The 15,412-nt window shown below is 26.1% G+C and carries 11 protein-coding genes and 1 pseudogene; 1 reads left to right on the forward strand and 11 read right to left on the reverse strand.

What is annotated here, in order from left to right; translation table 11 throughout:
- Position 1: 1 nt before the first annotated feature.
- Positions 2-880, reverse strand: coding sequence for a LicD family protein (locus NG918_RS13655; RefSeq protein WP_252226629.1), 879 nt, complete (start codon positions 878-880; stop codon positions 2-4).
- Positions 881-1,104: 224 nt separating this feature from the next.
- Here NG918_RS13655 and NG918_RS13660 point away from each other — a divergent pair, with 224 nt between their 5' ends.
- Positions 1,105-2,112, forward strand: a complete 1,008-nt coding sequence (locus tag NG918_RS13660; RefSeq protein ID WP_252226630.1) for a glycosyltransferase family 2 protein — start codon at positions 1,105-1,107, stop codon at positions 2,110-2,112.
- A 212-nt stretch (positions 2,113-2,324) separates the two neighbouring features.
- On the opposite strand, the gene NG918_RS13665 is transcribed toward NG918_RS13660, so the two are convergent.
- The 10 genes and pseudogenes from NG918_RS13665 to NG918_RS13710 form a co-directional block, all read right to left on the reverse strand.
- Positions 2,325-3,236 carry a carbohydrate ABC transporter permease gene (locus tag NG918_RS13665; protein ID WP_252226631.1) on the reverse strand — a complete coding sequence of 304 codons (912 nt, stop codon included), beginning with the start codon at positions 3,234-3,236 and terminating at the stop codon, positions 2,325-2,327.
- A gap of 50 nt (positions 3,237-3,286) precedes the next feature.
- On the reverse strand, positions 3,287-4,174 hold the full coding sequence (locus NG918_RS13670; protein WP_252211793.1) for a carbohydrate ABC transporter permease: 888 nt from the start codon (positions 4,172-4,174) through the stop codon (positions 3,287-3,289).
- Positions 4,175-4,457: 283 nt separating this feature from the next.
- Complete coding sequence (locus tag NG918_RS13675) at positions 4,458-5,777, reverse strand: ABC transporter substrate-binding protein (RefSeq protein ID WP_252211792.1); 1,320 nt, start codon at positions 5,775-5,777, stop codon at positions 4,458-4,460.
- Between the two features lie 231 nt (positions 5,778-6,008).
- Positions 6,009-6,092, reverse strand: a pseudogene (locus NG918_RS13680) (HAD family hydrolase); the annotation flags it as partial.
- A 38-nt stretch (positions 6,093-6,130) separates the two neighbouring features.
- Positions 6,131-8,137, reverse strand: coding sequence for a diguanylate cyclase domain-containing protein (locus NG918_RS13685; protein ID WP_252226633.1), 2,007 nt, complete (start codon positions 8,135-8,137; stop codon positions 6,131-6,133).
- A 201-nt stretch (positions 8,138-8,338) separates the two neighbouring features.
- Positions 8,339-9,310 (reverse strand): DMT family transporter, encoded by a 972-nt coding sequence (locus NG918_RS13690; RefSeq protein ID WP_252226635.1) that lies wholly within the window; start codon positions 9,308-9,310, stop codon positions 8,339-8,341.
- Between the two features lie 394 nt (positions 9,311-9,704).
- On the reverse strand, positions 9,705-10,412 hold the full coding sequence (locus NG918_RS13695) for an N-acetylmuramoyl-L-alanine amidase family protein (protein ID WP_252226636.1): 708 nt from the start codon (positions 10,410-10,412) through the stop codon (positions 9,705-9,707).
- 189 nt (positions 10,413-10,601) lie between these two features.
- A complete protein-coding gene (locus tag NG918_RS13700; RefSeq protein ID WP_252226637.1) occupies positions 10,602-12,062 on the reverse strand; it encodes a flippase in 1,461 nt (486 codons plus the stop codon).
- Positions 12,063-12,145: 83 nt separating this feature from the next.
- Positions 12,146-12,844 carry a sugar phosphate nucleotidyltransferase gene (locus NG918_RS13705; protein WP_252226638.1) on the reverse strand — a complete coding sequence of 233 codons (699 nt, stop codon included), beginning with the start codon at positions 12,842-12,844 and terminating at the stop codon, positions 12,146-12,148.
- Positions 12,845-13,336: 492 nt separating this feature from the next.
- Positions 13,337-15,196 (reverse strand): NTP transferase domain-containing protein, encoded by a 1,860-nt coding sequence (locus tag NG918_RS13710; RefSeq protein WP_252211786.1) that lies wholly within the window; start codon positions 15,194-15,196, stop codon positions 13,337-13,339.
- Positions 15,197-15,412 lie beyond the last annotated feature (216 nt).

Below are 15,412 nucleotides of genomic sequence, written 5' to 3' on the forward strand. Positions count from 1 at the left end.
CTTAAATACTTTTAAGCTTTTTTATTTCTTTTGCATGCCATACTCTTTCTTCTTCTTTTGGTAATGTCATATAATCACCATAAAGCCCAGTCAAAATTGCATCCGCATTTTTAGGTCCATAAAAATGTTCACCTTCAAATTCTAATTTAATCAAATCAAAATAATCGTCTTTTTTATAAATATATTCGCTCCATGCAGTATCAACGCCATATCCCATGTACTTTGAATTTTTATCATTCCATTTAACTAAAGCTCCAAAAAACTTTCTTCTTCTTTTAGCTGTAAATATTTTTGTTATTATTTTATAAAAAGAAAATGTAATTTTATTTTTGAAAGTTAATTTTTCTGGGATATCTCTCAATCTAACGAAACTTTTTAATATGTTTCCACTTATTGATCTTTGAATTTTATAAATAAAATTATGCTTTGGTAAACTATCATAAGGAAATATATCTATATATACACCATTATGCATTTTTTCATTTTCTCCAATTGCTTTTTCAATAAGTACAGTGCCATTATATCTAACTTTACAAGGTACTTGGTAAATATCATAATATTTATCACTTTCAAAAGTTTGTAAAAATAAATGGCTAGGTAAATCTTCCTTAGCTATTTTAAGAAACTTTTCATAGTCATCTCTAAGCATTCCAATATCCATATCATCATCCCATGGAATAAATCCCTTATGTCTAACTGCTCCTAATAAAGTTCCTGCATCTAAAAAGTATTTTAATCCATGTTTTTCACATATCTTATCAACATCTTTTAAAATACTAACCATCAACATTTGAGCATCTTTTAAACTTAAATTTTCATATTCTTCATCGGTATCTTTATTTTGATAATTTTTTTTTGATGTATCATCTATATTACTCATTTTTGCCACCTTCTCGATGTACTTAAGATTTTTATAATTTCCTAAAGAATAAAATATAATGCCTATTTCAGCATACATTTTAATGTTATTATCAAAATTGACTTATGTCAACAAAATGAGAACATAAGAACAATAAAAAGTGAATTTTGTACTAACATAATAATGTATATAATGATAAAATAGTTTAAGAATCAATACTTAAGAAATAATGGAGATAATAAAATATGATTAAAAATTATAAAAACTTAAATGACAATATTAAAAACTCTGAAGTTTTAATAAGTATTATTATGCCAATATATAAAGCTGAAGATTACTTAAATAACTCTATCACAAGTATATTAAATCAAACTTTAGAAAACTTTGAATTAATATTAGTAGATGATGGTTCCCCTGACAACAGTGGAAAAATTTGTGATGAGCTAGCTCTAAATGATAATAGAATAAAAGTTATTCATAAAGAAAATGGTGGTGCTAGTACTGCTAGAAACTCTGGTTTAGATATAGCTCAAGGTGAATTTATAGCTTTTGTTGATAGTGATGATTGGATTGAACCCAATATGTTTGAAACACTATTTAATTTAGCAAAAGAACATAATGCAGATATTTCACAATGCAATTATATAAAAGTAGAAAATGAAGATGAAAAAATTACAAATGATAATAAAGAAATAATAATATCTTTCAATAATATAGAATCATTAAATAATTTATATAATGAAATGTATGTTTCAACAGTAGTACTTTGGAATAAAATTTATAAAAAATCACTATTTAATGAAATAAGATTTCCTAATATGAGAATATTTGAAGATGAGGCTATAATGTATAAATTATTATTTGAATCTAACAAATTAGTATATACAAATAAAAAATTATACTACTATAGAAATACTCCTGACAGTATAATGAACGCTAAATTTGATAAAAAAAGATTATGTATGCTAGATGTTTTTGATGAAAAAGTAAAATTCATGAATAAATTAAATGATGAAAACTTATATGCTAAAACTTTAAAATGGTATATGTGGTCAATCATCGATCTTTACTTTGGATGTATAAATAATATTTCAGATGATCATGAAACAATAAACTTAATCAAAAATAAAGCTATGAATACATCAAAAAAATACTACAATAGCCCTAGCCACGAATTTAAGTGGATTATCCTATTCTCACTATTCAACAAAACACCAAAACTTTATAAAACTATAATGAATATATTAAATTAAAGCATGTGTTGATATATGCATAATTAAAGTTGGACTGGGTGATTATTAAGATATTTTAAATAATTTTTTATAAGGATCTACTTTAGTATATGTTGATATATGCAACAGGTAAGGTGACATTGTAATTGGATTTTGAGAATACTTAATGAGTNNTCCTAAGTTCAATTACTCAGCCCACCTTTACCTATGCATATATCAACATCTTTCTAAAGCTATTCTTTCACACCTGTATCGCCAATGCCTTTCATAAACCACTTTTGAGCAATTACAAACAATATTAATAATGGAAGTATTGTTATTGTACTTGCTGCCATAACTTGTGGCCATTTTATTCCATATGCTCCTCCTTCAATAAAAAATTGTCTAAGTCCTGATGAAATCAAAAACTTTTCTGGACTCTTTAAAATTAGAGATGGATACATATAATCATTATAATAAGTAACAAAATTTATTAAAATCAAAGTTACAAAGGTTGGCTTTGTTATTGGGAATACTATCTTCCATAATATCTTAAAATGAGAAGCTCCATCTATTCTTGCAGCCTCTATTAAACTTTTATTAACCTGTAAAAATGCTTGTCTTAATAAAAATATTCCAAATATACTAACTAAATTGCTTACTATCAATCCTGAAAGTGTATCTATTAAATTTAAATTAGAAAGTAAAATATAACATGGAACATATGTAACTGCTGATGGTAACATATATATTGCCATTATCACTCCAAATAGTAACCTTTTACCTCTAAACTCTAACAAAGTTAACGCATATGCTATCATTGCTGCTGTAAATACTTGAAATGCCACTTCAATAAAAGAAGTAAAAAAACTATTAAACATATATTGTCCAAATTGAGCTTCTTCGAATACATCTATAAAATTGTTCCATTGTGGATTAGAAGGCATTAATTTAGGTGGAAAAAGAAACACTTCATCTTTTACTTTTAACGCACTTGATATCATCCACAAAAATGGAAAGAAAGCTATTATGCTTGCTAATATAATAAAAGCATATCTTATTACATTAGCTATTATTTTTTTATAATTTACTTTTCTTTTACTAATATTACTTTTAATGTTTTCTAAATACACCTCATTATCTCTATATAATTTTCTTTCTACCATACACAATTTACCCCCTACAGAACAAAGTAGCTGTGCCACCCTTTAAGTAATTAATAATGTACCCATTTTTTTGAAACAACAAATTGAATTAATGAAAGTATGCAAGTTATAGCCAAAATTACTGTTGCTATTGCAGTAGCTTCTCCCATATTGAAATTTTCAAATGCACATTGATAATACATGTATAATAATGTTCTAGTACTTCCAGATGGTCCTCCCTGAGTCAAAACCTGAATTTGATCATATGCCTGCAAAGAATTTATCATTGTTATTACACTAAGAAAAAATGTAGTAGGTGAAATTAAAGGTAATGTTATACTCTTAAATTTATTTAATGAATCAGCCCCATCAATTGAAGCTGATTCATATAAATCTTTAGGTATTTTCTCTAGTGCAGTTAAATAAAAAACCATAGCCCATCCAATACTTTTCCAAACAGTAACGATAATTACTCCAATCATAGCAGTATTTGAACTTTGCAACCATTGTAATTTAGGTAAATTTAACAAAGTTAATATATAATTTGCAAATCCATAGTCAGGTTCAAATATCCAACTCCATACAATAGAAATTGCAACTGTAGGTGTAATCCATGGAGAAAATATTATAACCTTATATATTGCTGAAGATTTAAACTTTGTTCTTAGCAATAATGCTAAACTTAATCCACCAACTATTGTTGGAAGTAATGTTCCCACTGTAAATATCACTGTATTTTTTAACGCCTCATAAAATAATTTGTTAGAAAATAACTGTTTATAATTTTTCAATCCAACAATACTATATTCAGCACTTATATAATCCCAATCTGTAAAACTTATAAACAGTGATTTAAAAATTGGAACTATCCAAAATATCATAAGTGGAATAATAGCCGGCAATACAAATATAAGTATAGTAAAAATTTGATCAAACTTTTTAATATTAGACTTCTTCATAACGCTCTCCATAACCCCTTAAATAAAATTTGGATTTCTATTGAATACATCTCTATCTATTTAATAAGCAAACTTACAATATCAACACTCTATTAAAATAGTTGTTAAAATTCCAAAACTTATCCACAGTAGTAAATACTTTTCCACCATTTTTGTAAACGTTCTGTTGATATATTATAAGACTTTAATTTCATGCTATGTTTTGGCAAAGTGTTGATATATGCAATAGGCAACGTGGCATTGCATATATCAACACATATTTAGAACATAGGTTAAAGTTTTATTACTTTTTTAAAGTTTTATCTAATTCTGATTGTGCTAATTTTTGGGCTTCATCTAAAGCTTCTTGTGCTGATACATTTTCTAATTCAACTTTATCTGCTGCAACTTTTAAAGCATCATATATTTTTCCATTAGTTGGGTCAATAAAAGATTTACTTGCATGTAACGCTTGTTTTATTGGAATAAGTGCTTGCGGATTTTTTTCCACATATTCCTTAAATGTATCAGTATTACATGCCGCTTTATTAACAGGAATATACCCTGAAGCTATTGACCATTTTGCATTAACTGATGCACTTGTAAAGTATTTAATAAATTCATAAGCTCCTTTTTTAGCCTCTTCATTAGCTATACTTGGAATAACTAAAAGTCTTGCTTCTGCAATTGGTTTTGCTTCTTTTCCATCTTTAAATGCAGGTTGTTCAATAGCACCTAGCTTTTCAAAATCTAAATCACCTTGATCTCCTGATGACCCTGTATATCCCCCTGCTTTATCTTGCATAACATCATCAATTGTTGAATACCAGTATTCCCATCCTTGTCCACTTGAATTAACTTTCATGATTTTATCATCATGTATCCACATTCTAAAATTATCCCAAACTTCTACCCATTCAGGTGAATTTATTAATACATTACTTCCATCTTCACTTAAAATACTTCCACCATTACTTAATGATGCATCAATTAAATTGTCAGCTCCCCACATAGGCTCCCAACCATAAAACTTAACTTCATCACTATCCTTTTTAATTACTTTTTTACTTGCTTCAGCAATTTTACTCCAAGTATTTAATGAATCTTTAGATATGCCTGCATCCTCAAACGCCTTTTTGTTATAATATAAAACTTGTGTTGTTCCAAACATAGGAAAAGCGTATAGTTTATTATCCTTTTTGCATGAATCCCAAAATGATTTTATGTAATTATCACTATTAAAATCACTATCTGTTGTTGTATAATTACCTACATTTTCAAGTACACCTTTATTATTTAAAATTGAAGCTTTATCTGGTTCTAAAATTACAAGTGCTGGCGTTTTTTTAGCTGCAATAGCTGCTTGTAAATTTTTAAAAGTCGTATCATAATCCTCCTGTGAAACTCCTTTAACCTCATACTTATCTTGAGAATTATTAAAATCATTTATTATATTGTCCATGTTTTTCCCAAGCTTTCCTCCAAGACCATACCAATATTCAACTTGAATTTTTCCATTTCTGCTTAAAGTTTCTTTGCTTTTCCCTTCATTACAAGAGATTAATCCCACAGAAATCATTAAAGCTAATCCAATTCCAAACCCTCTCTTTAATATACTTTTCATTTACTTATCCCCCTTATTAATACCATTTCCTTTGTTCATTTTATGAACAACTATATATTACCATTGTTCAATGTTCAACACAATATGTTCATTCTAATTTTTTACATTTTTTCCTGTTATTTTTTATAATAAAAATTTTACGCAACAAAAAAATGCAAACTAAAATTCTAGTTTACATTTTCATATACTCTCTATTTTAAATATTAATGATTTTTATTATACATCACCATTTATTGCTTCTAAGTTTTCTTTTGATATCTTATGTTCACTATTTAAAAGTGTTCCATCCATATCAGACACTATTAATTTTATCATTACTGCTACCTCCTTATGCTTTTTTAATTATAGCTCTTTTATGTTGATTTAACTATGTAATATGTATCTTTTCCTTGTTTTTTAGCATAATAAAGAGCATTATCTGCACTTAAAAATAGTTCTTCAAAATTCTTACCACCCTTTGGATATATAGAAATCCCAATACTTCCTGATACCTTGTATACACCATCTTTTCCAGTATAACTTTCTCTAAATCCGCTAACTAATTCATCAGCTTTTTGACAAACAAACTCCTCTGATTCAATATCTTTTAAAAATACAATAAATTCATCTCCACCTATTCTTCCTATTATTGAATTTTCACTAAATATATCTGTTATTTTAGTTGAAATATCTTTTAAAACGTAATCACCAGTTAAATGTCCTAAATTATCATTTATAGATTTAAAATCATCAACATCTATAATAAACAATGCATGTTTATCCTCTTTAGAGCTTTCATTTATATACTCTTCAATCATATTTTGAGCAGTTATTTTATTGTAAATTTCAGTTAAACTATCTCTTTCTGCTTTAAACAATAATTTTTCGTTTTCTCTTTTTTCATGGTCAATATCTGTTATTACACCTATAACTTTTATTGGCGTATCATTTTCATCTAGAATTATATTAATTCTAAATTTACACCATATATATTCACTATCATTTTTTCTTAATCTAACTTTACATTCTCTATATTCATTGGTATCTTTTATTTCATCGATTATCCCATTAAACTTTTCTCTATCATCTTCATAAATAATATTTAATGTATTTAAATCCTGGCCTTCAATAATAGGCTCATAATCAAATTTGTGATTCCAATTATCAGAGTAACTTATTATATCATTATTAATATCCCACTGAAAAATAATATCATCAGTTTGCTCCATTATAACTCTATAACTTTCTTCACTTAATTTAAGTTGCATCTTATTCTTTAAAATTTCATCCATTAATTCGTTAAATGCTTGAGATATTTCTCCAAATTCATCTTTTACATTATATATAAATCTACTTTTATAGTTTCCTTTTTTTATTTCTCTTATTGAATTTAATAATCCATAAATAGGTTTAGAGAAGAAATTAATAATAAGAATATATGTTATAGCTACAACTGCTGAAATTATTATAGATATAAAAAACATAATATTAATACTTTCATTAAGAGGGTCCTTAAACTCTGACCACTCAACTCCACTCAAAACTACCCAATTAGAATTAGGTATTTTATAAAAATAACCTATTTTTTCAATTTCATCAATGCTATATTCAATTAATCCACTTGAATTATTTTTAAAGTCTATATTTTTCCATGCTTCTTCTAAAGTATTAGGTCTATCTATATTATATATATCTTCATCTAAGCAATCACTTATAGTTGCAGCTACAGTTCCTTTGCTATCCATAACTGCAATTTTACCAGTATTAAAAAAGCGTACCTCCTTAACAACTTTTTCAAAGTACTGCATATTAATAACACTTTCTATAACACCTTGATACTCATCATGGAAAAATACTGGTATTGCTATAATTGCACTTTTTTCTCCATTATTAAATTTCTCATTTTCTATAATATCTGTAATAACAGTTTCTTTATTATTAAATTTTATTATATCGTTTTTATCAAAAACAGCTTTATTACCAATACTATCACTGTCACTTGATGCTATTATTGTATTATCTTTGCTAATTAATGATGTTTTAACTAAATATGGTTGTTCCTGCTGCCTTAAGTTTAAAATATCAAATATAATTTCTTTTCTAAATTTCATTTCCTCAGATTTATCTAATATATTATTATTGAAATCATCTAGAAAATCATGAGTTATTGGCATATTGGAAATAACATTAAGATTAATTAATCTTTGATCAAAAAAATCTTGCAAATGAGTTGATTGATCTCTTGCTGCTATTATTACATTTTCTTTAATTAATTCAATAGACCGCTGAGTAAATTTTGTAATATATATATTCATAGTAATTAAAACAGGAATTATCGCTAATAATACTGCAAAAATAATAGATTTCTTTTTTATATCCATCACTCCACCTCAATAATTCTTACAATGTTTTTCTTTTTATTTCGATAAATATCTACTATAAATATAATACCTAACTTTATAGTACCATGTATAGTTTATTTTAATTAAATTTAATAAAAAAATATCCTTCCAAAAAAATAAAATCTTTAGGTAAATTTATAATAATTGATTTACCTAAAGATTTAATTAATGCTTAAATTTTTATTTTGCTTTTGCAAGTTCTATTTCTTCAACTTCTTGTTCTGGCTCTTTTGCAATAAAGTAAACTCCTATTATAACTAAAATACTGCTTAAAATAGTTAGTTCATTTATTTTATTTCCTAAGAATATGGTATCAAATACAATTGCCCAAACAACATATGTTATATTTACTCCCATTGCCCTTGTTGCTCCAATTTTATATATTGCTGTGTAGTAAAATAAATATGATACCGTAGCTGCTAATGCCGTTCCTGCAATCCAAAATATGGCACTATATTTAAAGATATTAAAGCTAAGTCCTATACCTCCTACTATTGGAACAATAATTAATCCATATACAACAGCTGACGTAAACTGTCTTATTTGCAAAGCAAATTCTGACGTTACTTCATCACCTTTCATTCCATAGGCACATACTACACATTCACTACCCCAACCCAATGCACAAATTATTGCAAATATAAAACCTATAGGATTAGCAGCACTTGTTGTAGATGTATAGCCTAGTATAGAAACTCCTAATATAGCTGCTACTAAACCAATCCATGCACTTTTATTAATTTTTTCTTTTAGAATTATAGTAGCAAGTACTGCTCCAATCGCTGGATATAATGAAGATATAATAGCTGTATAAGATGGTCCTATGTACTTTACTGATAGTAAATATCCACTCATGCCAATTGGACCTCCAAGCAATGCTGCAAGAGCAACCCATAAAGCACTTTTAGTTTTAACCGCACTAAAAAAATCACCTAATTTTTTTCTTAATCCAAGATATATAAATGTCCATATCGCAGAAAAACTATCATGTAAAAAGGCTGTTATTATAGGGGCAAGTATTATAGCTTGCTCAGTTTTTATAAATGGTGTCATTGCTAATATAAATCCCATAAGAACTGTATCAGCCCCCCATGATATAGCTGAAATAATTCCACACCCTACTCCTTTTTTATAATTATTATTAAAATTCATTTTAAAGTCCCCCTTTTATTGCTGTTACTCAATATATTAAATATTATTTTCTTTAATTTATCTAAATATTGCTCAAAGCCTTCGTTCATTTTATGAACAAATTAATATTATCATTGTTCATTGTTCAAAGCAATATGTTCATAAATATATTTTTTGTGTAAATATTAAATCTTATTAATTAGAAGTAGAGAGTTGATGCTATGGTTAAAAGCCATAAACTTTAAGATTTTAAAGTCTCCTAATTTCTTACACAAAAAAAGAGTAAAGTTACTAATAGCTTTACTCTTTTATACATTATGTCATTTAAATTGTTTTGTATTTAATATTCCTTTTAAAACATAAAATATATTTAATTAAATAATTATTAAAATAATTATATTATGTCAAATTTAAATTACACTCTTAAAGATCCGTCTTCATTTAAATAATATACATTTCCACTTTCATCTTTTATAAGCCCACTTTCCATAATACCACTTGAATTTAAGTAATACCATTTGTCACTATCTAAAATCCATCCATTTTTCATAACTCCATCTTTCCCTAAGTAATACCAATGACCATTATGAAGTAACCAATAAGTTTTTTTATCTCTTGTAGATGGGTCTATAAAATACCACTCACCTAAACTTTTAACCCATCCTACTTCATCATTGTCATTATAATTTTTATTATAATCTATATATAATTTACAAATTTCTTTTTCATTTGTCTTATCTTTTATAATCACTTTAGTTAAGCCAATTTGAAGATTATCTATAAGTATAACCATATTTTTTCTATCTAAAACACAATTTGCAAATTTCTCATTTTTATTTGGATTTAATATATCTATTTCAATATTATCTATATTAAGTTCATTTAAAAATTCATAATTAATTACAGCTCTTTCAACATTATTATATATACTTGTCTTGTACACATTTTCCTCTTCAGATACCTTTATGAGTTTTTCACAACTTAATAAATTTAAATTATCTGTTGAGTCACTTGATTCTATTGTTGTTGCATATACCTTTAAATCTGTATTAACGATTACAACATTTAAACAAAGTGTAGCCATAAGTACTAATAAGCTTCTTTTTATAATTCTCCTAACCATATAAGAATCCCCCTCTTTTTTAGCTTTTGAATTACTACATATTCTTTTATTTACTTATTAATAACTTATGTAACATTGCTTACTGATAGAACTAAAAAAGCGTGAAATTTCAAAAATAAAATTTCACGCTTTTAGATTTTCTATAATCAACTTTTAATTTAAGACTCTGTTTTAAATACTCTTAATTCATTATCTTTTAAATTTTCTAAGTAAAGTATTTGTAAGTTGTAAAAATACTTCGTCTTTAGTTATAAATAAAATTCCTACATATACTATTCCACATGCTAACACTGATACTGCTGAAATTAAAAATACACTATTTATAAAATGCTTAATTAAAAATATTAGTGGAATAAATAGTAATGAATAATAAAAGTACTTAACATTTTCAAATGCGAATAAATTTATATCTATTTTAATAACTTTTCTTACAAATCTATATTCAAGTACTATAACAATTAAATTTGCAATAAGAGTTGTTATAATTGCATTTGTAGGTGTAAATTTACCTGTTATAGCTAAGCCTATATTTAATATAACATTTAAAACCCCACCAATTAATACTAATTTAACATCATCTTTTTCTCTTCCATTAAGGTATATCATTTGATTAGATATTATTCCTTCAACCCCAATAGTTAACATGTAAATTGAAAATATAAACATTACAGGTGCTGCTGCTATAAATTTAGGTCCTGCATACATAAGTATTATCTCTTTTGAAAGACATATCATGCCAATAGATGCTGGGAATAAAAACATAAAATATATCTTTATAATTCTTTTTAAAAGAGACATATACTCTTCCTTGGAATCATTACCTAAATAATTTGAAAGTCTAGGCATAGTTACTTGAATAATAGTAAGCATTAATGTATTAATTATTGTCATTATCTTTTGGGCTAAACTATAATATCCAACATCCCTAGTTCCTGCACCTACTGCTCCACTACCCATCATTAATTTATCTAATTGAGTATATAAAATATTTACATTAGATAAGATAACAACAAAAAACATTGGCTTAATGTGTCTTTTAAAATGTAAATTTTTAAAATTAAATTTCACTCTTTTCTTTATGTATACAAAACTTAATATATTGTTTAAGAAATTAAAACCTATAACTAAGTATAAATATAATTCAAAATCATTAATATTTCTTATACAAAAAATAACTAGTAAAGAATATATTATTCTAACAATCATAGTCTTTATAGCTATGAAATCATAATTCTCTAATGCTTCATTAATCCATTCAACATAAAAAAGATTAAAAACAAGATTAAAACCTAAAATCATACAAGTATAAAAATCAGGTCTACCTCTTCCTACTGTATATATAAAAATCATATATATTGAAGAAACTAGTATATTAGTAAATAGAGTAAATAAAAATAAACTCGTAAATGTTTGTTGAAGCCTTTCTTCATCATCCCTAACTTTACTTATTTCTCTCAGTCCATATTGAGAAATTCCAAAACAAGCAAATATTAAAAACCATCCTGTTAGTGATTCTGCATATGAAATATATCCATATAAATCTTCACCTAAAGTTCTTGTTATTACAGGACCAACTAATATTGGTAATACAATATTAAATAAATTTAATGATCCTTTAAACAATGCATTTTTCGATATTGATTTTGACATCTATGTAGTCCTCCTATAATCGCTAAATGGATTATTTTACTTCTACTATATTTTACACTAACTAAAGAAGTTGTCAATTAAGTCTATTTTATACTAAGTTTATTTTTTAAGTACTCTAAATCTTCAAGGGAATCTATTTCAAAAATATCATTACATCCTATTTTGTTAACATAAATATCTAAATTATTAAGATTTTCTACAACTATATCATCCCAATATAAATCTTTAAATTCTTCTTGTTCTACCTTTTGAGCGATTTTTTCTGCTATAATTTTTCCATCTTTTTCACTCCAATAAGACGCTCCTGACATTATATAGTCCGGTTCATTTCCATCTTTACCTATATCAACTCTATATAATTTATCACTTTCATCATACTTTAGTATCCATTCACCCACAATATTTTCCTTACAAGCAGAATAATACTCTGAGTGCTTAGGTTTACTATTTGGTAAAAAGTTTTTATTGATATAATTATCCGCATCAATAACAAAAGCATCATGAAGATATTCTCTTGCTAAATACATTGTATAAATATTATTATAAACATCATATTTATCATTAATTATCTTAATTAAGTTATATTTCTTAACTAAATTATCAAACTTTTCATGTAAATATCCAGTTAAAACTACAATTTCATCTATTCCTATCTCTTTTAAATTTATTATTTGTCTTTCAAGTAACGAAATTCCATTAACCTCCACTAAAGACTTTGGTATTGTATTTGTAAGCGGTCTAAGTCTAGTTCCCATCCCAGCAGCTACTAATATTGCTCTCATATGTTTTTCTCTCCTTAAATCAAATTACTCCATCCAGCTTTGTTTATACATATTTTAACGCTTTGTTTTTATGAATGTTAATATTTTAGTATAAAGGCGCAGTGGCGTTGGAATTTTATTTTTAGAATTCTTAAATCAAATTCCTCTGTCCATGATCTTTATACTAAAATATTACTATACATTTAAACATGGTTATTAAAATTAATTCTGTCTCTACTTTGTATATATGTTGATATATGTAATAAACAAAATGGCATTGTAATTGGACTTTGAGAATTCTTAAGTGAGAAACCAAATTTTACATTTGGATTTTCGAACTTACTCAGCGAAGTCGAGTTTCCTTTTAATAATCACATTTATTGCTTGTCAAAAATTATATTTGGAGCAAGCTGAAATGGGACTCTACTCATTTTAGTATTCCTAAGTCAAATTACTCCGACCAGCTTTGTTTATACATATATCAGCGCTATACTGTAAAACAGAGTTACATTCCTAAAATTCAGCTTCTAATTTATTTAAATTTTCTTTTACTCTATTGTATCTATCTATTCCATAAGTACCAAAATCATCGCCTTCATTTTCTTTAATTAATGTCCATACAGCCCATAATAAATCTTGGCTTATTTGATGAATTAATAATCTTTTTCTTGAATTTTCATCTGCCTCACCATTGAAATAAAGTCTAAACATTAATTCTATATCATCTTCTGAAAAACTATTTTCTAAAGAAAGAGCTGCTAAGTCCCACATGTCATCATTTATGCCGCTATATTCCCAATCTATTAAGTAAATTCTACCTTCCGTATCCTTCACTAAATTTTCTGATACTAAATCATTATGAGATGGAACAAATACTCTATCTAACTCTTTTAAAATCTGTTCTAATTTCATAAATCTTTCTCTTACTTCATCATAATCATCAAAGAATTCTCCATGGGAATTTTTTAAAATATCTTCGTATTTTTCAAGTTCTCTAAATACATTAAACTCATTTTTCATTGGGAACTCATTATCCTCATGTAAATTTCTTAATATTCTAGTAACTTGTTTTAGATTCTCTTCCTTTTTAACACTTCTTGGAGTTAAAGTTTCTGCATTTTCTATAAAAGTAGATATTTTTATTCCAGTTTCAACATTAAAATATGGAGTTTCAACATTATATCCTCTCTCAGAAGCAATTGAAGAATTAAACATTTCATTCTTTCTACTTATCATACTTTCAGTTCCAATACCAGCAATTCTTAATATATATCTTTTTCCTTTAACACAAATTCTATAATTTTTATTAGTCATTCCTCCAGCAGATACAACTTCACTTATATCATCTTCGGATACTTTCATAGCTTCTCTAACTATGGTCTTTACAGTGTTAATTTCATAATTAAGTTCACGTCTTCTTATAGTTGGATAAAGATGATTCAAAATATTTTCATATTCTTTTTTAGTGTCAGCATCTCCCCAAGCAAGATCATCTATTTTAACAAAACCAATATTATAATCTCTAGCAACATCTAATAACACATATTCATAATTTAAATATGGATTTATATTATCTTTAAATTCTTCAAGCATCATTTGATATAATTTATGAGACACCTTAGTTATGCCTATCATTTCACCATCTATTCTATTAAATTGATGTATGTCTTTAGACATTTTAAATAGATGATTATCTCTTATTTCAACAAAAGCCTCATCTCCTGATCCACTTTCATTAGTAAGAAGAATACAGTCTCTGCTTTTACTTTCTACAAGCTCTTTAATTGCTCTTTTTTCAAAAATTAAATCATTTTCTATTAATAAGAAATCCTCTTTAACATACTCTCTAGCCAGAGATAATGAATACATAGTTCCCGTCCATTTATATTTATCGCTCTTAACTAAAGTTATATTTTTATTTGATTTAAAATACTCATCATAATAATTACTTTCATAACCTGTTATTATAGTAATTTTATTAATTCCATTTTCTTTAAGTATGTTTAAAGTTCTATCTATTAACTTAAAATCTTGAATTTCAAGCATTCCAACAGGTTTTCCAAAGTCCTTTGCTCTTCCAGCAGCAAGAATTACAGCTTCTTTGACAGGTTTATTATCTTCTTCATGGATTTTCAACCTAGTATTTTTAGCTGAAGCAAGATTTTCTTCTAATATCTTCATTCCCTTTTCAGTTACTCTATATAAAATTCCCCTATTATTTATAATTCTCTCTATAGTTCCATCAAGAGTAAATTCCTTTAAAATTGAATTTACTTTTCCTAATGAAATATTTGTTCTTTTTGATAACTCTCTTTGATTAATATTAAAATTATTGTTTAATATTTTTAATATTTCCAATCTATCTTCTAACATATAACTTCCCCCTTTGATTTACACTCTACACATTTAAACTATATGAATATTTTATTTATATGTATCTAAATTATATTATCCAAAATTTTAATTTTTAGGCTTATGCTTTTTTAACATCTCTCTGCTTTCCAGTTTAAAATTTCCGCCCAAAATTTTTGTTCATAATATGAACTATAATAAATTATATTATACTTTATTAAAAATGTAAATATATTC

Source organism: Clostridium sp. ZBS2 (assembly GCF_023845855.1).
Taxonomy (GTDB): Bacteria; Bacillota; Clostridia; order Clostridiales; family Clostridiaceae; genus Clostridium; species Clostridium aquiflavi.

Excerpts from the sequence above, each read along its gene's own strand:
- NG918_RS13655 (WP_252226629.1), bottom strand. The coding sequence starts at position 880 with ATGAGTAATATAGATGATACATCAAAAAAAAATTATCAAAATAAAGAT.
- NG918_RS13660 (WP_252226630.1), top strand. The coding sequence starts at position 1,105 with ATGATTAAAAATTATAAAAACTTAAATGACAATATTAAAAACTCTGAA.
- NG918_RS13665 (WP_252226631.1), bottom strand. The coding sequence starts at position 3,236 with ATGGTAGAAAGAAAATTATATAGAGATAATGAGGTGTATTTAGAAAAC.
- NG918_RS13670 (WP_252211793.1), bottom strand. The coding sequence starts at position 4,174 with ATGAAGAAGTCTAATATTAAAAAGTTTGATCAAATTTTTACTATACTT.
- NG918_RS13675 (WP_252211792.1), bottom strand. The coding sequence starts at position 5,777 with ATGAAAAGTATATTAAAGAGAGGGTTTGGAATTGGATTAGCTTTAATG.
- NG918_RS13685 (WP_252226633.1), bottom strand. The coding sequence starts at position 8,137 with ATGGATATAAAAAAGAAATCTATTATTTTTGCAGTATTATTAGCGATA.
- NG918_RS13690 (WP_252226635.1), bottom strand. The coding sequence starts at position 9,310 with ATGAATTTTAATAATAATTATAAAAAAGGAGTAGGGTGTGGAATTATT.
- NG918_RS13695 (WP_252226636.1), bottom strand. The coding sequence starts at position 10,412 with ATGGTTAGGAGAATTATAAAAAGAAGCTTATTAGTACTTATGGCTACA.
- NG918_RS13700 (WP_252226637.1), bottom strand. The coding sequence starts at position 12,062 with ATGTCAAAATCAATATCGAAAAATGCATTGTTTAAAGGATCATTAAAT.
- NG918_RS13705 (WP_252226638.1), bottom strand. The coding sequence starts at position 12,844 with ATGAGAGCAATATTAGTAGCTGCTGGGATGGGAACTAGACTTAGACCG.
- NG918_RS13710 (WP_252211786.1), bottom strand. The coding sequence starts at position 15,196 with ATGTTAGAAGATAGATTGGAAATATTAAAAATATTAAACAATAATTTT.